This is a genomic window from Microvirgula curvata, from assembly GCF_054781615.1.
The window spans coordinates 170,087-188,200 of record NZ_BAAGUB010000011.1 but is presented as its reverse complement, the minus strand read 5'-3'; the positions used below and the strand labels follow the sequence as shown (position 1 = coordinate 188,200).

General features: G+C 65.0%; 19 protein-coding genes. 5 read left to right on the top strand and 14 right to left on the bottom strand.

The annotated features are described in order from the left end of the window. Positions 1-18 precede the first annotated feature (18 nt). Both ACYVG8_RS06705 and ACYVG8_RS06700 read right to left on the bottom strand, forming a co-directional pair. A complete protein-coding gene (locus ACYVG8_RS06705; protein WP_036385863.1) occupies positions 19-396 on the bottom strand; it encodes a hypothetical protein in 378 nt (125 codons plus the stop codon). A gap of 307 nt (positions 397-703) precedes the next feature. Then, entirely contained in the window at positions 704-2,869 is a 2,166-nt protein-coding gene (locus ACYVG8_RS06700) for a hypothetical protein (protein ID WP_084300041.1), read from the bottom strand. Positions 2,870-3,028: 159 nt separating this feature from the next. Between ACYVG8_RS06700 and ACYVG8_RS06695 the strand changes: the two genes are divergently transcribed. After that, positions 3,029-3,268, top strand: coding sequence for a hypothetical protein (locus ACYVG8_RS06695; RefSeq protein WP_146745055.1), 240 nt, complete (start codon positions 3,029-3,031; stop codon positions 3,266-3,268). An 11-nt stretch (positions 3,269-3,279) separates the two neighbouring features. Here the strand turns inward: ACYVG8_RS06695 and mmsB are convergent, their stop codons facing one another. The 3 genes from mmsB to ACYVG8_RS06680 form a co-directional block, all read right to left on the bottom strand. Beyond that, on the bottom strand, positions 3,280-4,179 hold the full coding sequence (gene mmsB, locus ACYVG8_RS06690; RefSeq protein WP_028499192.1) for a 3-hydroxyisobutyrate dehydrogenase: 900 nt from the start codon (positions 4,177-4,179) through the stop codon (positions 3,280-3,282). 14 nt (positions 4,180-4,193) lie between these two features. After that, positions 4,194-5,705, bottom strand: coding sequence for a CoA-acylating methylmalonate-semialdehyde dehydrogenase (locus tag ACYVG8_RS06685; RefSeq protein WP_460745246.1), 1,512 nt, complete (start codon positions 5,703-5,705; stop codon positions 4,194-4,196). A gap of 61 nt (positions 5,706-5,766) precedes the next feature. After that, entirely contained in the window at positions 5,767-7,014 is a 1,248-nt protein-coding gene (locus tag ACYVG8_RS06680) for an ABC transporter substrate-binding protein (RefSeq protein ID WP_460745245.1), read from the bottom strand. A 221-nt stretch (positions 7,015-7,235) separates the two neighbouring features. Between ACYVG8_RS06680 and ACYVG8_RS06675 the strand changes: the two genes are divergently transcribed. After that, positions 7,236-8,231 (top strand): LysR family transcriptional regulator, encoded by a 996-nt coding sequence (locus tag ACYVG8_RS06675; RefSeq protein ID WP_460745244.1) that lies wholly within the window; start codon positions 7,236-7,238, stop codon positions 8,229-8,231. Here the strand turns inward: ACYVG8_RS06675 and ACYVG8_RS06670 are convergent. The 8 genes from ACYVG8_RS06670 to ACYVG8_RS06635 all read right to left on the bottom strand — a co-directional run bounded on the left by ACYVG8_RS06670 (position 8,186) and on the right by ACYVG8_RS06635 (position 14,070). Continuing rightward, entirely contained in the window at positions 8,186-8,995 is an 810-nt protein-coding gene (locus ACYVG8_RS06670) for a segregation and condensation protein A (protein WP_036385859.1), read from the bottom strand. The genes ACYVG8_RS06675 and ACYVG8_RS06670 overlap by 46 nt on opposite strands. Before the next feature lie 40 nt (positions 8,996-9,035). Next, entirely contained in the window at positions 9,036-10,238 is a 1,203-nt protein-coding gene (locus ACYVG8_RS06665) for a tryptophan--tRNA ligase (protein WP_028499189.1), read from the bottom strand. 25 nt (positions 10,239-10,263) lie between these two features. After that, entirely contained in the window at positions 10,264-10,905 is a 642-nt protein-coding gene (locus ACYVG8_RS06660; protein ID WP_028499188.1) for a site-2 protease family protein, read from the bottom strand. Between the two features lie 67 nt (positions 10,906-10,972). Beyond that, entirely contained in the window at positions 10,973-11,605 is a 633-nt protein-coding gene (locus ACYVG8_RS06655; protein ID WP_028499187.1) for an L-threonylcarbamoyladenylate synthase, read from the bottom strand. A 53-nt stretch (positions 11,606-11,658) separates the two neighbouring features. Continuing rightward, positions 11,659-12,516, bottom strand: coding sequence for a 3',5'-nucleoside bisphosphate phosphatase (locus ACYVG8_RS06650; RefSeq protein ID WP_028499186.1), 858 nt, complete (start codon positions 12,514-12,516; stop codon positions 11,659-11,661). A gap of 66 nt (positions 12,517-12,582) precedes the next feature. Beyond that, entirely contained in the window at positions 12,583-12,768 is a 186-nt protein-coding gene (locus tag ACYVG8_RS06645; RefSeq protein ID WP_028499185.1) for an oxidoreductase-like domain-containing protein, read from the bottom strand. Then, complete coding sequence (locus ACYVG8_RS06640; protein WP_028499184.1) at positions 12,765-12,986, bottom strand: RNA-binding S4 domain-containing protein; 222 nt, start codon at positions 12,984-12,986, stop codon at positions 12,765-12,767. Before ACYVG8_RS06640 ends, ACYVG8_RS06645 begins: the two co-directional genes overlap by 4 nt. 94 nt (positions 12,987-13,080) lie before the next feature. After that, complete coding sequence (locus ACYVG8_RS06635; RefSeq protein ID WP_460745243.1) at positions 13,081-14,070, bottom strand: asparaginase; 990 nt, start codon at positions 14,068-14,070, stop codon at positions 13,081-13,083. A 172-nt stretch (positions 14,071-14,242) separates the two neighbouring features. On the opposite strand from ACYVG8_RS06635, the gene ACYVG8_RS06630 reads away from it, so the two are divergent. After that, positions 14,243-15,205: a DNA-binding protein gene (locus ACYVG8_RS06630; protein WP_460745242.1), complete on the top strand. Its 963-nt coding sequence runs from the start codon at positions 14,243-14,245 to the stop codon at positions 15,203-15,205. Beyond that, the gene (locus tag ACYVG8_RS06625; protein WP_084300033.1) at positions 15,202-16,353 is read left to right on the top strand and encodes a tyrosine-type recombinase/integrase; all 1,152 of its coding nucleotides are present in this window, start codon (positions 15,202-15,204) and stop codon (positions 16,351-16,353) included. Before ACYVG8_RS06630 ends, ACYVG8_RS06625 begins: the two co-directional genes overlap by 4 nt. 47 nt (positions 16,354-16,400) lie before the next feature. Here ACYVG8_RS06625 and ACYVG8_RS06620 read toward each other — a convergent pair whose 3' ends face one another. Continuing rightward, on the bottom strand, positions 16,401-17,129 hold the full coding sequence (locus ACYVG8_RS06620; protein WP_460745241.1) for a DsbC family protein: 729 nt from the start codon (positions 17,127-17,129) through the stop codon (positions 16,401-16,403). Positions 17,130-17,238: 109 nt separating this feature from the next. On the opposite strand from ACYVG8_RS06620, the gene ACYVG8_RS06615 reads away from it, so the two are divergent. Further along, positions 17,239-18,114, top strand: coding sequence for an AEC family transporter (locus ACYVG8_RS06615; protein WP_460745240.1), 876 nt, complete (start codon positions 17,239-17,241; stop codon positions 18,112-18,114).

The window sequence follows — 18,114 nt, the reverse complement described above, 5'->3', positions numbered from 1 at the left end:
CCCGACCGGGGCTGCGGGTCAGGATGCCGAGGTCGAGGAAAAACGATCCAGCGTGCGCCCCTTGTCACTGACTTCACAGACGACGCTCATCTTGCGCAGCTCGCTGTTCGGCAGCGCCATCGAGTAGCTGGCCTCGACCGCGTAGCGGTCCCGGCCCAGACTGCGAACGCGGAATGGCGAATGCAGCAGGTTCTCGCCCAGACCGCCGGCAGTCAGGGTATTGGCTTCTATCGCGTTGCGACAGGTGCGTTCGGCACTGACGGCAAACGCGTCGGCCGGCGGGCTGGCCTCCGGCGTCTTGCTGCATGCCGCGGTCGCGCCAAGCCCGGCAGCAAGCAGCAGACAGCGGTATGACGGGGCGTGAATCAGGAGTCGGGAAATCGGCAATCGGATCATGCGCGGATGATATCACGGGCAAAATCGCCATTCCGCAGGAATGATGGAAGAAAACGGCGGTGCCAGGGCACTGCCGTCAGACTGTCCATAAACCTTGCCCGCAAAGAACGGACGAGCGAAGCGAGGTTTCCCCGCGGCGGCGGGGACGGAAGAGGCAGGATTCGATCAGGCAGACTGCCGTGCTCACGGCAGATTCTGTCAGTCGGGCATGTACCAACGCCACTGTGAACGTTGGCGCCCACCTTTATCAGCAGTCTGACGGCTGTGCCAGGGCACAGCCGTTGTCCGGGTGGCGGGAAGCGGAGACTCAGTGGCCGGAGGACGACGGGATCGGCAGGCCGTAGTCGTTCAGCGACACCACCCGCGTCTTGCCGATGCGGTGGCGGTAGATCTCGCGCAGGTACTTGATCGCCTTCTTCACGTTCTCGCGCGTCAGACGGATATCGTTGATCGACACGAACTTGCTCTGGTCGCGGATCAGTTCGCGATATTTCTTTTCGTACATCGGCTTGATCGCATACCAGTTGGTATCGAGGATCTTGGCCGGGTTCTCGTACTCGTGCAGCATCGAATCGACCGCCGACTCGTCGAATTCCTCGGCCTTGATGAAGTCGAGGATCGCATTGTCCAGGCTCTCGTCGTAGCGATACTGGTCGTGAGCGAAGCAGCGCTTGATAAAGGCCACGAACAGGGTCAGGAAGTCGTCGCTCAGGCAGGCGCTCTTGACCACCAGCGTGGTCAGCGACAGATTGGCCGACGCCCCGATCACCAGCGCATAGCGCTTCAGCGTGGTGTTCGGGAACAGGCTGTTCAGGTGCGATTTCAGCCGGTTCAGGTCCATGTACGACAGCTTGTAGCCCTTCGGCAGCGACACGATCGACACCACCGACGAGCAGTTCTTGAAGAAGAACAGGTCGCTGAGCTTGGTCGCGTCGTAGCCGGAGCGCTTGTACTCGTCCAGCGCGGCACGATAGCGGTCCGATTCGATCGGCAGCAGGCTGATGCCTTCGATCGCCTGGGTCGCGCGGTTGAAGTGCGGCAGGTCGATCGAGCGGAAGAACAGGTCGTCGATATCCAGTCGCAGCGGCTCGCCGTCCAGCGCGGTGGCCGGCAGTTCCGGCACCACCGATTCGGCATAGGCCACGGCGACCGGGCCGGCCAGGCTCATGAACAGGTCGTTGGCATCCAGGCGGATGGTTTCGCCGATGTCGATGCCGGCACGACGGAAATAGTTCTGGTCGTAGTCGGTCGTCACCGCCTGCGCAGTCAGGATGTTGAAGATCTGCTGCGAGATGTACTGGTTGGCGTGACGCTCCATGGCGTTCACGTCGATGTTCTGGATGTTGCCGTCGTCGCTTTCCTCGGCGTAACGCATGATGTCGTTGGAGATCAGCATCATGGCGTTCCACGGCCGCATGCGGCGCATCACGCTTTCGGCGTTCGACTCTTCCGTGTCGAAGTTGTACGAGAAGTCCCACTCTTCGGACAGATACTTGCACAGCAGACGACCGGCATTGATATGCAGCGCCTCGGACACTTCGACCCGGCTGTCGGAGATGTTCGGCAGGATGCAGATGCTGCTGGTGAAGATCGGCTCGAACACGAACGAGTAGCCGCGGTTGCCTTCGTCCTCGGACTCGGTCCGGGTGTCGAAAGTCTTGCTCATGTACGCATACTGCTGCGCCAGGCCGAATTCGGACGCCATGCCGGAACCGGTGCCGCCGCCTGCACTGAAAATGTAGAAATACAGTCGCGACTGGTTGGCCTTTATCCCGCACGAGTCGATCAGGTACGAGTGGATGAATTTCCAGTCGGCGTTCGAGAAGTGCTGGGTATCCTTGTTCAGGATGATCTTGGCCAGGTACTGGCCGAGAATCGGCGCGTTGCCGGCGCCGCCGGCATGGACCTCGGACAGGTCCATGATTTTCATCTTGTTGTAGTCTTCGAGGAAACCGCTCTGCTCGCCCTTGCGCGACAGGTGGATGCGGCCCTTGATGTCCTTGTCCAGGTCACCGAGCATCACCATCGGTTCGATCAGGAACACCGGCTTGGCAGCCCGGTTCGGCGACATCAGCAGATTGCGGCGGATCCAGCTGACCGGGCGGTATTCCTTCTCGACCGGCTGCTTTTCCTCGGCATTGAATTCGTTCAGGTAGAACTTGCGCGCGTTGTAGACCAGCGAGGCCACGTCGACCGCGATGTTCGAGCCGCAGCGCCCGAGCCCGATCAGGCACACCGACGGGAACTGCTGGCTGCTCGGCTGCTCGATCAGCTCGCCGGGCACTTCCGGCGGGAACACCTGGGCGCGCAGACCGTCCAGATTTTCCAGAATGCGTTCGAAATCACGCTCGGTGAAATAACGACAGTGGTCGGTGGAGAACACTTCCTTCGCTTTCCGGGCGGGGTGCCGGGGTTCGACCTTTTCCAGGGCAGGAAAGTCCAGCGAGGAAATCGACTCATCAATTGTTTTCATATTTCAGCATTCTGGCGGTTGCGAAGCGGCATACAGTCGGAGGCCGTCCGTCTGTTCAGCGACCGGACGCCCTGCCCTGGGCTCAAGCGGATCCGGTCCCGGCCCGAATTTGGATACTCGCGCGTAGGATTTGTCTTAGTCAAGCGAAGTTCACCATAGTTGCTGCCGGAAATTTTTGCTGCTCCGCAAGCAAAGTGGTTTTTTTGTTGCGATCCGTCATTTTTCAATGCAGATGCAAATTACATAGCCGATTTTATCATTTTGCCGCGCGGCGTAGACGACAGATTGCAATTTGGCAAGTTTGTGGCAAAAAAAGGTCAACAAGCTGATTGTAAAAGCAAAAAAACTGCCCTGCAGGAAAAGACCTGCAGGAACAGTTTTTTCTGCGACGAACGGTGAGACGACCGGGGTCAGGACGGATCCTGTCGGCCCAGCATACGAAAAATGCTGGAAAAATCGAGTCCGCCGGCCCCGTTCTTGCTGTGCAGATCGAACAGATTGCGCGCCAGCGCGCCCATCGGCGTCGAGGCCTGGCTGGCCAGCGCGCTCTGTTCGGCCAGACCCAAGTCCTTCAGCATCAGATCGACACCGAACCCGCCACCGTAGTCGCGCGACGCCGGCACGCCCTCCATCACGCCAGGACACGGGTTATAGACGTCCAGCACCCAGTTGTGGCCGCTGCTCTGGCGCATCACCTCCGACACCACCTTCGGGTCGAGCCCGTTGGCGATGCCAAGCCGGATGGCCTCGCAGGTGCCGATCATCTGGATGCCGAGCAGCATGTTGTTGCAGACTTTCACCGCCTGGCCGGCGCCATGGCCACCGGCATGGAACACCGCCCGCCCCATGATCTCCAGCAGTGGCCGCGCCCGCTCCAGTGCGGCAGCGTCACCGCCGACCATGAAGGTCAGCTTGCCGTCGCGGGCCCCGGCCGTCCCGCCAGACACCGGCGCATCGATCATGTCGAAGCCGCGTTCGGCCGCCTGTTCCGCCACCCGGCGCGCGCTGTCCGGGGCAATGGTCGAGCAGTCGACCAGCAGCGTGCCGGGTGCGGCGGTGTCGAGGATGCCGCCCGCCGGCAGATAACACTGTTCGACATGCTTGCTGGCCGGCAGCATGGTGATGACCACATCCGCGCCGGCCACGGCATCGGCGACCGATGCCGCGATCTGTCCGCCGGCCGCGGCCAGTTGCTCCAGCGCGGCAGCGACCAGGTCGAAGCCGCGCACGGCATGCCCGGCCGCCAGCAGGTTTCTGGCCATCGGCAGACCCATATTGCCCAGACCGATAAAAGCGATGGTGTGTGACATGACGAGACTCCGGCTCAGTGCATGGAAATGGTGGTGTTGATGCGGCCCGCCGCATCGGCGTCCGGCTCGAACCAGCGCGCGGTCACGGTCTTGGTCTGGGTCCAGAATTGCACCGCCTGCTTGCCGTTCGGCCCCAGGTCGCCCAGTTTCGATGCCCGCGAACCGGTAAAGCTGAAATAGGCGACCGGTACCGGGATCGGCACATTGATGCCGACCTGGCCGACATCAATATCCTGCTCGAACGTCCGCGCCGCCCAGCCGGACGAGGTGAAGATCGACGTACCATTGCCGTTCGGATTGGCGTTGATGAAGCGGATCGCTTCCTCCAGCGTGTCGACCTCGACCACGCACAGCACCGGGCCGAAAATTTCCTGGTGATAGATGTCCATATCGGCACTGACGCCGGCGAACAGCGTCGGCCCGACGAAGTTGCCGTCCGGATAGCCGTCGACCTTGCAGTCACGACCATCGACCAGCAGCGTCGCGCCCTGCTCCACCCCGCTGTCGATCAGTTGCTCGACCCGGCGCTTTGCCGCCGGCGACACCAGCGGGCCGAGGTCGGCTTCGCGGTCGGTACCGGGGCCGACCCGCATGGCGCGGGTGCGGTCGGCGATTTCCGGCAGCCAGTCGCGCGCGGTCCCCACCAGCACCGCGACCGAGTTGGCCATGCAGCGCTGGCCGGCGGCGCCGAACGCCGAACCGAGCAGGTGGTTGATCGCCTGCGACGCGTTGGCGTCCGGCATCACCACGCAGTGGTTCTTGGCGCCCATCATCGCCTGCACCCGCTTGCCGGCATCGCTGGCACGGCGGTAGATCTGGGTGCCGACCGCGGTCGAGCCGATAAACGACAGCGCCTTGATATCGGGATGGTCGCACAGCATGCCGGCCACTTCCGGTCCGCCATGAACCACATTCAGCACTCCCGGCGGCAGCCCGGCTTCGTGCGCCAGCTCGACCAGCAGCATGGTCGAGGACGGGTCCTGTTCGGACGGCTTCAGCACAAAGGTGTTGCCGCAGGCAATGGCCATCGGGAACATGAAGCACGGCAGCATGACCGGGAAATTGAACGCGGTGATGCCGGCGCCCACGCCGAGCGGCTGCAGCCGGGTGTACACATCGACGCCCCCGGCGGCATTGCCGGCCAACTCGCCCTGCTGCAGGGTGGTGATCGCGCACGCATGCTCGACTGCCTCCAGTCCGCGCATGACTTCGCCCTCGGCATCCGGCAGGGTCTTGCCGTGCTCGCGGGTGATCAGGCTGGACAGCGGCCCGACATTGTCGCGAATCAGTTGCTGCAGCCGCAGCATGATGCGCATGCGCTGGCCGAGCGAGGTCTGCCGCCAGCTGGCGTACGCATCGCGGGCATTGCTGATGGCCAGCCGGACTTCGTCCCCGGTCGCGAACGGCACGCGGGCGACCACCTCCTGGGTGGCCGGGTCGACGACATCGCGCCACTCGGTGGTTTTCGACTGGACCGGCAGGCCGCCGATAAACAGCGGGATGTTCGGAATGCTGGACGAACTCATTGGGGCTCTCCTTGATAAAGGGTCGCACGTTCCCCGCCTTCTCCGCCGGGGAACGGCCGGATCAGACAGGTTTCAGCAGCTTGCAGGTGCCGGGATCGAGCGGCTTGAATGCCTGCCGGGCCGGAATGGGAGTCACCAGCTTCAGGTAGTCCCACGGCGCCTTCGACTCGGCCGGCGTCTTGACCTGGAACAGGTACATATCGTGGATCACCCGCCCGTCGGGCCGGATGGACGCATTGCGCATCACCGGGTCGCTGATTGGAATTTCGCGCATTTTCTTCGCCACAGTGGCCGCATCCACGCTCTGGCTGGCGGCGACCGCCTTCAGGTAATGATAGACACTGGAGTACACGCCGGCCTGGACCATGGTCGGCTTGTTGCCGCTGAAACGGGCCTCGAAGCGCTTCGAGAACGCACGCGTGCGCTCATCGAAATCCCAGTAGAAGCCGTCGGCAAAGGTCAGCCCCTGCGCGGTCTTCAGACCGAGCGCATGCACGTCGGACAGAAACAGCAGCAAGGCGGCCAGCCGCTGGTTCTGGCTATTGCCGACACCGAATTCGCGCGCCTGCTTGATCGCGTTGACCGTGTCCTGGCCGCCGCTGGCCAGACCGATCATCTGGGCTTTCGACGCCTGCGCCTGCATCAGGTACGACGAAAAATCATTGGTATTCAGCGGATGGCGGATGCGTCCGACCACCGTGCCGCCGAGCTTTTTCACCACGTCGCCGGCGTCCTGCTCCAGCGACTGGCCGAATGCGTAGTCAACGGTGACGAAATACCATGACTTCTGCCCGAGCCGGGTCAGCGCCGCCGCCGTGCCGACCGCCTGCGAGTAGGTGTCGAACATCCAGTGGAAGCCGTATGGCGAGCAGTCCTCATTGGTCAGCCGGGTGGTGGCCGGGCCGCTGTACAGCGCGATAACCCCCTTGTCCAGCGCCAGCTTCTGGATGGCCAGCGCGGCCGCCGAGTTGGTCAGGTCGGCCAGCGCATTGACCTTGTTGCGGTCGATCCACTCGCGCGCCTTGGCTGCGGCGACATCGGCCTTGTTCTGGTGATCGGCCGACAGCAGCTCGATCTTCAGCCCCTTGCATTCGGCCTTCAGGCAGTCTTCGATCGCCATATTGGCGGCAATGACCGAGCCCTTGCCGCCCATGCCGGCATAGTTGCCGGACATGTCGGTCAGCACGCCGAGGCGGACGGTGTTGCCGGGAATCTGTGCCAGGGCCGGCGCGGCGACAAAGGCGCAGGCCAGCGCACTGGCGATGAGGGACCGGCGGCACAGGGCCACCGCGTGCGGGATACCATTCATGTGATCTCCTCCTGTGGGCGCGCTGCATCAGCAGTGCGCTGTCTCCTGGCGACGCCGGCTTGCTCTCTGCCGGAGCGGAATGGCGTGGCGTCGCCGCCTTGGGCAGGCAGGTCGATACTAGGGGTTGCCGGATTGTTGGACAATAGGCACACAGCCAATGCAACTGTGCAAAAATGCACAGCGGGCCTCATATTGCAGCGCCGCATAAAGGGAGATAGAAGATGGACTGGGACAATCTGCGTGTCTTTCTGGAGATTGCCCGCAGCGAGACGCTGGTACAGGCGGCGCGGCGGCTGGGCATGGACCACTCAACGGTGTCGCGGCGGCTGCGCCGTTTCGAGCAGCAGCTGGGCAGCCAGTTGTTCGAGCGCAACAACCAGGGCGCGGCGCTGACGCCGCAGGGCTACCAGTTGCTGGAATACGCGCGGCAGATGGAAAGCACCCTGCAGCAGGCGACGGAACATGTCGCCGGCCATGACCGGCAGCTGTTCGGTCGGGTCAGGGTCGGGGCGACCGAGGGCTTCGGCAGTTATGTACTGGCGCCGCTGCTGGCGCACTTCTGCCATCGCCATCCGCAGATCGCCGCCGATGTCCTGCCGGTGCCGCGCTTCGTCAATCTGTCCAAGCACGAGGCCGATGTGGCGATCTCGATCGAGCGGCCGCAGAGTGGCCCGTATATCGTCAGCAAGCTGACCGACTACCGGCTCGGCCTGTATGCCACTGCCGGCTATCTGGAACGCCATGCGCCGATCCGCCAGCGCGACGATCTGGCAGCGCACGCGCTCATCGGTTACGCCGACGACCTGCTGTTCAGTGAGGAATTGCGCTATCTCGGCGATATCGCGCCCGGCGCGCGGCTGAATGTGCGCAGCAGCAGCGTGATCGCCCAGTTCACCGCGGCCCAGCGCGGCTTCGGGCTGGCGGTCTTGCCGTGTTTTCTCGCCAGCCACAGCGACAGCCTGCTGCCGGTGCTGGCGCACGACGTCCAGGTAGTGCGCCAGTTCTGGATCGTGGCACCGCAGGAGCGCCGCCACCTGGCCCGTGTCGCCGCGCTGTGGGACTACCTGCGTGCGGCCATGGACGCGAACCGGCCGTTCATGATGGGCGACACGCGGGACATGGACTGGCCGGACGATGCCGGCCCGGACAGCTCGTCAGCGACCGGCCGGGCTCAGCCGGCCGCACGCGCCACCGGCTGCACCGACAGTCGCACGTAGATCGGGGCATAGGCCTGGTCCTGGCTGATGACCACCATGCCCTCCTTCGCCAGTTCCAGCATGGCGATGAAGTTGACCACCACATGGCTGACGCCGAGCTCCGGCACGAACAGTTCGCCGAATTCGACAAACGGTTTCAGCGCCAGGATGCGCAGCATGGCGCTCATCTGTTCACGCACCGACAGCTCGTCCTGCTGGATCTGGTGATGCTTGTGATGGCGGGCACGGGCGAGAATGGCCATCCACGCCTGCTTCAGGTCGGCGACGCCGATCTCCGGCAGGCGTTTTTCCGCGCTCTGCTCGACCAGGATCGCCAGCCAGGCAAAGTCGCGCTCGGCCTGCGGCAACCGGTCGAGTTCCAGTGCCGCCAGCTTCATCTGCTCGTACTCAAGCAGCCGGCGCACCAGTTCGGCGCGCGGGTCCTCGACTTCGTTTTCCAGTTCGGACGGCGGCTTCGGCAGCAGCATGCGCGACTTGATTTCGATCAGCAGCGCCGCCATCAGCAGGTACTCGGCGGCCAGTTCCAGCCGCGCCGTCAGCATGGTCTCGATGTATTCCATGTACTGCGCGGTGATGCGCGCCATCGGAATGTCGACCACGTTCAGGTTCTGCTTGCGGATCAGGTACAGCAGCAGGTCGAGCGGCCCCTCGAAACTTTCGAGGATGACGCGCAGCGCATCCGGCGGGATGAACAGGTCCTGCGGCGCCTCGGTGACCGGCTCGCCGAACACCAGGGCCAGCGGCAGTTGCAGCGGTGCGCTCAAGACTTCTCCTCCCGGCCGGCGTGCACGCCGGCCCCCGTGATTACTGGTAGCCCAGACCCATGGCCTCGCGCACGTCGCGCATGGTGTCCTGCGCCAGCTTGCGTGCCCGTTCGCAGCCGTCGGCGACAATGCTGCGCACCAGCGACGGGTCGTCCAGATACGGCTGCGCGCGCTCGAACATCGGCTGCTGCTCGGCCAGCACGGCATCGATCACCGGCTGCTTGCAGTCCAGACAGCCGATCCCCGCGCTGGTACAGCCTTCGCGGACCCAGGTACGGGTCGTGTCGGTCGAGTAGACCTGGTGCAATTGCCAGACCGGGCATTTCTCCGGCGTACCCGGGTCGGTGCGGCGCACGCGGGCCGGATCGGTCGGCATCGAGCGGATCTTGCGGCCGACGCTGTCCGGTTCTTCGCGCAGGAAGATGCCGTTGCCGTAACTTTTCGACATTTTCTGTCCGTCCAGGCCCGGCAGCCGGCTGGCCTCGGTCAGCAGCGTCTGCGGCTCGACCAGGATCACCTTGCCCTTGTTTTCCAGGAAGCCGAACAGCCGTTCGCGGTCGCCATGACTCAGGTTCTGCGTATCGGCCAGCAGCGCGCGCGCCGATTCCAGCGCTTCCTCGTCACCGTCCTGCAGGTAGCGGGTGCGCAGTTCCTCATACAGCTTGCCGCGCTTCGGCCCCATCTTGCGGATGGCGGCCTCGGCCTTCTCTTCGAAGCCGGCTTCGCGCCCGTAGATATGGTTGTAGCGGCGGGCGACTTCGCGGGTAATCTCGATATGCGGGATCTGGTCCTCGCCGACCGGCACGAAGGTCGCGCGATAGATCAGGATGTCGGCCGACTGCATCAGCGGATAGCCAAGGAAGCCGTAGGTGCCGAGATCCTTGTGCGACAGTTTTTCGATCTGGTCCTTGTAGGTCGGCACCCGTTCCAGCCACGACAGCGGCGTGATCATCGACAGCAGCAAATGCAGCTCGGCGTGTTCCGGTACCCGCGACTGGATGAACAGCGTGGCCCGCGACGGGTCCACGCCGGCGGCAAGCCAGTCGATGACCATGTCCCAGGTGCTGCGGCCGATGATCGACGGATCTTCGTAGCTGGTGGTCAGCGCATGCCAGTCGGCAACGAAAAACAGGCACTCGTACTCGGACTGCAGCCGCACCCAGTTTTTCAGGGCGCCATGATAATGGCCAAGGTGCAGGCTGCCGGTCGGGCGCATGCCCGATAGAACGCGTTCGGGGTACATGAAGGGAGGAGACTCTCTTTGCGGGTCAGATGAACAGGTTGAGGAAACTATAGAGCAGTGCCTGGAACGGTCGCATGATCACCGACAGGGCGCCGGTAAACAGCAGCGCAATCAGGATCCACATGCCGTACGGCTCGATGCGCGACACGGTATAGGCCTGGCGCGGCGGCAGCAGGCTGACCAGGATGCGCCCGCCATCGAGCGGCGGGATCGGAATCAGGTTCAGCACCATCAGTGTGACGTTGATCGCCACGCCACCCGAGGCCATCAGCATCAGCGGGTCGGTGAAATAGCCGTCGGTATAAAGCGCCAGTTTGTACATCAGCGCCCAGACGATGGCCATCAGCAGATTGGCCAGCGGACCGGCCAGCGCCACATAGCGCATGTCCCGCTTCGGGTTGCGCAGCGCGGAGAAATTGACCGGTACCGGCTTGGCCCAGCCGAACAGGAAGCCACCGAGCGCCAGCGACAGCATCGGCAGCAGCACGGTGCCGATCGGGTCGATGTGTTTAAGCGGATTCAGCGTCATGCGCCCGAGCATGAAGGCCGTATTGTCGCCGTAGCGTTTGGCCGCATAGGCGTGCGCGGCCTCGTGCACGGTGATGGCAAACAGCACCGGCAGCGCATAGATGGCGATTTTCTGGATCAGGTCGGCGTAGTCGGTCATGGAGTTCCCGGCGAACGGTCAGTTCTGGCAAGGGTCGGCCGGAGCGGGCTCCGGCCGGGCAACAGGGTCAGGCGGCGCTGAGGCCGAAGGCAGCAAGCTTGCCGGCACCGGCGCGGATCAGTTCCGGCGCGCCGGAAGTCAGGTCGATGACCGAGGTCGGCTCCACGCCGCAGTAGCCGCCGTCGATGATGGCGTCGAGCTGCTTGTCCAGCACGTCGCGGATTTCGTACGGATCGGTCGGCGGCAGGTCGTCGCCCGGCAGCATCAGCGTGCAGGACAGGATCGGCTCGCCCATTTCCTCCAGCATCGCCAGCGCGACCGGATGGTCGGGCACGCGCAGGCCGATGGTCTGCCGCTTCGGGTGCAGCGTGCGGCGCGGTACTTCCTTTGTCGCCTGCAGAATGAAGGTATAGGGCCCCGGCGTGACCGCCTTCAGCAGCCGGTAGGTGGCGTTGTCGACCTTGGCATAGGTGCCGAGTTCGGACAGGTCGCGACAGACCAGGGTGAAATGGTGGCGCAGGTCGAGCTGGCGGATGGCGATGATGCGTTCCATCGCCTGCTTGTCGGACAGCCGGCAGCCCAGCGCATAACAGGAATCGGTCGGATAGGCGACCACCCCGCCTTCGCGCAGGATCTTCACCGCATCGCGGATCAGGCGTCCTTGCGGCGTTTCGGGATGAATGGAAAAGAACTGTGCCATTTTCTTCGGTATGTATTCAGTAGGGACGACGGTGCGAATGCGCCGCCGCAGGACTATTTTTCATAGTCGCCGGCAACGATGCCAAGCCGTTCCCAGACCGGCACGCAACCCGCCGGCAACGGCAGCGTATAGCCGACATCGCGCCCGCCTTCGCCCGGCGCATGGAAATCGCTGCCGCTGGACGCCAGCAGTTCCTGCGAACGGGCCAGATGGGCGAACTGGGGAATCTCGCTGGCCGAATGGCTGCCGCTGACCACCTCGATGCCCTCGCCGCCGGCAGCCTTGAATTCCTCGACCAGTTCGAGCATCAGCCGCTTGCCGATCTTGTAGCGACCCGGGTGGGCAATGACGGCAATGCCGCCTGCCGCGCGAATCCAGCCGACCACATCGCCAAGCGCCGCCCATTCGAACGGCACGAAGCCCGGCTTGCCTTCGACCAGATAGCGCTTGAACACCTGCTGGGTGTCCTTGGCCTTGCCGCTTTCCACCAGATAGCGGGCGAAATGGGTACGGCCGATCATTTCCGGATTGCTGCAAAAACGCATTGCACCGGCAAAGGCATCGTCGATGCCGACCCGGATCAGGTCAGCCGCCATTTCACGGGCGCGGTCGACGCGACCATGGCGGATCGAGTACAGGCCGTCGGCCAGAACCTGGCAATCAGGATCGATGCCAAGACCGACGATATGCAGCGTCCGCTTGCGCCAGGTCACCGAGACTTCCGCGCCATTGATAAAGCGGATGCCGTGCGCGGCGGCCGTCGCGCGCGCCTCGGCCAGGCCTGCGGTGCAGTCGTGATCGGTCAGCGCCAGCACGCGTCCGCCACGACCGGCGACGCGCGTCACCAGATCGGTCGGGCTCAGGGCGCCGTCCGAGGCGGTGGAGTGGCAATGCAGGTCGAGGGGAATCATGCGGCCAGGGTGAAGGGCGTAAAGATCAACATGTTAACAGCGCCGGGCATGACGACGAAAGCGCCGTCACTCGCCGGCCTGCAGTTCACGCTCCAGTTCGCGCAGCTTCCATTCCGCATGCGCGGCCCGCCATGCATCCATCGCCTCGGCATGGACGGTCCACACGCAGCGCTCACAGCCGGACTCGCAGCATTCATTGTCGCCAGGCGGTTCCGGCGGCAAGGGTTCCGGATCGTCGACCACGGGATTCACGCCGTGGCGCCCTCGACCCGGATCGAGAAGCCGTCACCGCTGACCCGCTGACCGGCGCGGATCTTGCAGGTCTTGCGCAGTTCGACCTGTCCGTCGACGCGAACGTCACCCTGCGCCACCAGCAGCTTGCCTGCGCCACCGGAATCGACCACGCCACATACTTTCAGCAGGTCGCACAAGGCGATGTATTCGCCGGAAAGGGTAAAAGTCTGATTCATTACGGTCCTGTCTGATCATCATGGGCCACCGCAACGGTAGATTGCGGCCCGGATGCGAATTTTAAAGGGAAACGGCCGACGGGGGTCGCCTGCTTCAGGCATCGGCCCGGCGTTCGCCGCAGGCCACGGCAGCCATTGCCGCCCGCACCGCGCCCGCATCGTCCAGGTCGGACAGCAGCACGGTCAGTTTGGCCAGGGCCGCTTCCGGCGTCATGTCGCCGCATGGCACCGCACCCGCAGCGGCCAGCGCGGCACTGGCCGCGTAGCAGCCGGGGGCAACCCCGCCCCGCCAGGCCTGGGTCACGCTGGCCAGCACCACACCGCGGGCGGCAGCCTGTGCCAGTGCTGGCGCCAGCCGGTCCGGCACGTTGCCGGCGCCATAGCCGACCAGCACCGCGCCGGCCAGCCCGGGCAGCGCCAGCGTTTGTGCGGCGGCGGTCACGGTGGCGCCGGGCGCCAGCCAGATCAGCGCCACATCCCGGTCGAGCCGGGTCGCGCGCGGCCGGAAACCGGCGGCGTCCACCGCGAGCAGCCGCTCGGGAAACCACCGTCCGTCGGCGTACAGCGGGGCATCATTCGGGGCGAAAAAGGCGTCATCACTGGCGCTGTCGGCCTTGCGGACCCGGCAGCCGCGCCATACCCGCCCGGCAAACGGCACCACCACTTCGGCCAGCCGGTCGTGGCTGGCGGCAGCGATCGCCAGCGCCACATTGGCCGGCGCGTCCGAGCCGGGCTCGAACAGCGGCCGCATCGAGCCGGTCACCGCCACCGGCTTGCCGAAGCCCGGCAGCAGAAAGGCCAGCGCGGAGGCAGTGTGCGCCAGCGTATCGGTGCCATGCAGCACGACAAAGCCGTCGTAGCGCTCACGGCGTGCAGCCAGGTCGGCCGCCAGCCGCCCCCAGTCGGCCGGCGCCGCGTTCGACGAATCGATCAGCGGCGCATATTCGACCAGTTCCCAGTCTATGCCGGCCGGAATCAGCGGTGCCAGCGCCGCATTCATCACGCCGGGACGGGGCTCGAGGCCCTGCTTGCCCGGCACCATGCCGATGGTGCCACCGGCGTACAGGATGCAGAGTGTTGTCATCCGCGCATTGTCGCCGCAAACAGCGACCTTGGCAGCAACGGGCTGCGCAATGCCTGCGCCAGGTCAGACGGCCACCGCCGGCCCGGGTAACGAAAATCATGTCGCTCATTAAATAACGTACAATTCGCTCATTCCGATTCCGTCCTCCGCCCCCGCCATGACCCTGCCCGCCATGCCCTCCAGCGATATTGCCTCGCGCATTCGCGCCACTGCCCAGCAACTGGTGGCCGAAGGCACCTGGCCCACGGTGGTCAATGTGCGCGAGCGCCTCGGCACCGGCTCCAACACCACCATCAACAATGAGCTGCGGGCCTGGCGCCAGTGGTTCCTGGCCCGGGTGTCGTCCAGCACCCGCCGGCCGGACTGGCCCGGTGTGCTCGGCGATGCCATGGACACGCTGTGGCAGACTGCCTGCGAGCAGGCGGAACGCCAGCTCGACACACTGCGACAGGAAGTCAGTGCCGAGCTCGACGCCCTGCGCGGCGAGTTCGCCCGCCAGGAAGCGGCGCTGCTCGATGCCGACGCGGCCCGGCAGCAGGCGCAGGCCGAGCTGGCCCGCGTGCAGGACGCCCTGCTGGCACAGCAACAGGCCGGCGAACGACTGGCACAGCAGGTAGCGGAACTGGAAGCCGCGCTGGACCGTGCCCGCCGCGACCACGACACCCTGTCCGGACAGTTGCAGACGGCCGCCCAGCGACACGCCGACGCCCTGGCCGAGCAGGAACGGCAGGCGGAACAGCGTCTGGCGCTGGCGGTGACCGATGGCGAGAAGCGCGAGGCGCTGGCCTATGAACGGCTGGAAGGGCTGCGTGCCATGCTGTACGAGCAGGCCGATCGCGAGCGGCTCGAACACGAGCAGGAAAAAAAGCGCCAGGATGTCCTGATCGCCGATCTGCGCCAGGAACTGGCCAGCGCACAGACCCACTGGCACGAGCGGCTGCTTGGCAGCGAACGCGAACGCGCCCTGCTGGAAGCGCGCGCCGAAGCGCAACTGGCCCGCCAGGCCGAGCTGGAAGCGCGGCTGCTTGATGCCACTGCGCGCGAGCAGCGACAGGCCGCACGCGAAGCGGCGCTGGAGCAGCAACTGGTACGACTGCGGACCGAATACGCGTCCGATGACGGAACACCGGCATGAGCCGCCCGCCATCGCTGCTGCCCGGCGATGGCCGCCGGTCCGTCGTGACCGACGACCCGCGTGCAGGCGCCCAGCGGCCGCTGCTGATCGAGGCCCGCGACGACGTCGCCGCCATCATCACCTGGCTGCGCGAGTTCGAGGACTCGCCGCATACCCTGACCAACTATCGCAAGGAATCGCGCCGTCTGCTGCTGTGGGCGCAGGACCGCGGCCGCGAGCTGCGCACGCTGCGCCGCGAGGACCTGCTCGACTACCAGCGCTTTCTGGCCAATCCGCAGCCGGCAGCGCAATGGACCGGCCCGGCGCGGCCGCAGGACCATCCGGACTGGAAGCCGTTCACCGGTCCGCTGAAGCCGTCCAGCATCAAGCAGGCGCTGGTCATTCTCGGCGCGATGTTCAAATACCTGTACGACGCCGGTTATCTGGACGCCAATCCGCTGGCGCTGTCGCGGCGCAAGTCACGCGGCGTCATGGCCGATGCACCGCTGGAGCGCTATTTCGAGCACGAGGTATGGGAGGCGGTTCTCGACAGCCTGGAGAAACTGCCGATGGAAACCGAGCGCGAGCAGCGACACTACGAACGCGCGCGCTGGCTGTTCCACCTGCTGTACCTGTCCGGCGTCCGCCGCTCGGAAGTCGCGCGCGCCACCATGGGCGACATTTTCCAGCGCAACGGGCTGTGGTGGTGGCGGGTGCTCGGCAAGGGCAACAAGATCGGGGACATCCCGGTCAGCGAGGACCTGCTCGCTGCGCTCGCACGCTATCGCGGCCACCTCGGCCTGTCGCCGCTGCCGCTGCCGGGCGAGGCCACGCCGCTGGTGTGCCGGGTCATCGGGCGCGGCCAGTACACCACGCTGACGCCGACGGCGATCTACCTGATCGTCAAGCAGGTGTTCCTGCGCGCTGCCGCACTGTTCCGCAGCCATGACCGCCATCTGGCCAGCCGGCTGGAAGCGGCCTCGACCCACTGGCTGCGGCACACCTCGGCCTCGCACCAGCTCGATGCCGGCGTACCGCTGCTGGTCGTCAGCCAGAACCTGCGCCACGCCAGCATCCAGACCACGCGCAAATACCTGCACAGCGAAGACGACGCCCGCCACGCCGCCACCCAGGCGCTGAAGATGCGCCGGTCGACGGACAAGGAGTAAAAAAACCGTCCGGGGCAACGCCGGACGGTTTCTTGAGGTGCAGATGCTTACTTGCTCGACAGCAGCTTGTCGATGTCGTCGCGCGGGATCGCACCGGCCACCAGCTGGCCATTGCCGAACACCAGCGCCGGCGTACCGGTCACGCCCAGCTTCTTGCCCAGCGCCTGGATGCGGTCCAGCGCGGCGGTATCGCAGTTGCCGTCGCCGGTCAGCGCCTTGCCGTCGCGCATGACGCCGGTCCAGCTCGCCAGCCGGTCCTTGCTGCACCAGATCTTCTTCGACTTGTTCATCGCGTCCGGGTGCAGCTCGGTCAGCGGCAGCAGGAAGGTGTAGATGGTGACGTTGTTCAGACCCGGCAGGCTGTCGCGTTCCAGCCGCTTGCAGAACGGGCAGTCCGGATCGGAGAACACCGCCAGCTTGCGGCTGCCGTCGCCGCGCACGTCCTTGATCGCCAGTTCCAGCGGCAGATCGGCCCAGCTGACCTTGCTCAGCGCGGCCATGCGCTCTTCGGTCAGGCTTTTCTTGTTCTGCACGTCGATCAGGTCGCCGACGAACAGATGGGTGACCTTGGCGTCGGTGTAGACAATCTGGCGGCCGGCCAGCACCACTTCGTACACGCCCTTGACCGGCGACGCACTGACCGACTGCACTTCCCGCTGCGGGAATTTCTGCTCGAACGATTTCTTCACCGCCGCCGTATTGCCATCGCCTTCCACCGCGCAGGCGAACAGCGGGATGAACATCAGGGCAGTGGCCAGGGTACGAAGCTTGCGCATGGGGATCCTTGGGTCGTTCTCGAAACGCGCTATTGTGGACGCGTCCACCGACAACAACAACCGGATCGGCGCGGATAGAATGCCGGGGTCCGTCAACTGGCTTGCCCGAATGCTTGTCCGCATCGTCACCATCATCCTTCCCGTCCTGCTGATGATCCTGATCGGCTGGCTGTACGGCCGCCGTGCCCGCCCGGACATGAGCGCGACCAACCGCATCAATATGGACATCTGCGTGCCGATGCTGGTGTTCTCCGCGCTGGCCGCACGCGATTTCGATCTGGCGGCGAACTGGAAACTGATTCCGGCCGCCATCGGCATCGTCGTCCTGTCCGGTCTGCTGGCGTGGCCGGTCAGCCGGCTGGCCGGCATCAGCCCGCGCACACTGCTGCCGCCGACCATGTTCAACAACTGCGGCAATATGGGCCTGCCGCTGGCGCTGCTGGCCTTTGGCCGCGAGGGATTCAATGCCTCGGTGATGCTGTTCGTGGTGTCGAACCTGCTGCACTTCACCCTGGGCGCCTTTGTTTTCTGCCGCCAGACCCGCTTTACCGGCCTGCTGAAAAACCCGATCGTGATTGCCACCGCCGCCGGGCTGCTGTTCGGCATTCTCGATCTGCATCTGCCGGAACCGTTGATGATCGGCATCAAGATGATGGGCGACGTAACCATCCCGCTGATGCTGTTCGCGCTCGGAGTACGCATGGTCGATGCCAGGCTGTCCGGCTGGCGTATCGGCCTGCTCGGCGCCGTGCTGTGCCCGCTGACCGGTCTGCTGGCCGCCGCGGTGCTGGTGCCGTTGCTGCAACTGGACCCGGCAATGCGCGCGCAGGTCTATCTGTTCGGCTCGCTGCCACCGGCGGTGCTGAATTTCCTGATGGCCGAGCACTACCGTCAGGAACCGGACCGGATGGCCGCCATCGTACTGATCGGCAACCTGGCCAGCATCGCGTTCGTCCCGTTCGGCCTGTGGCTGGCGCTGGCGTAG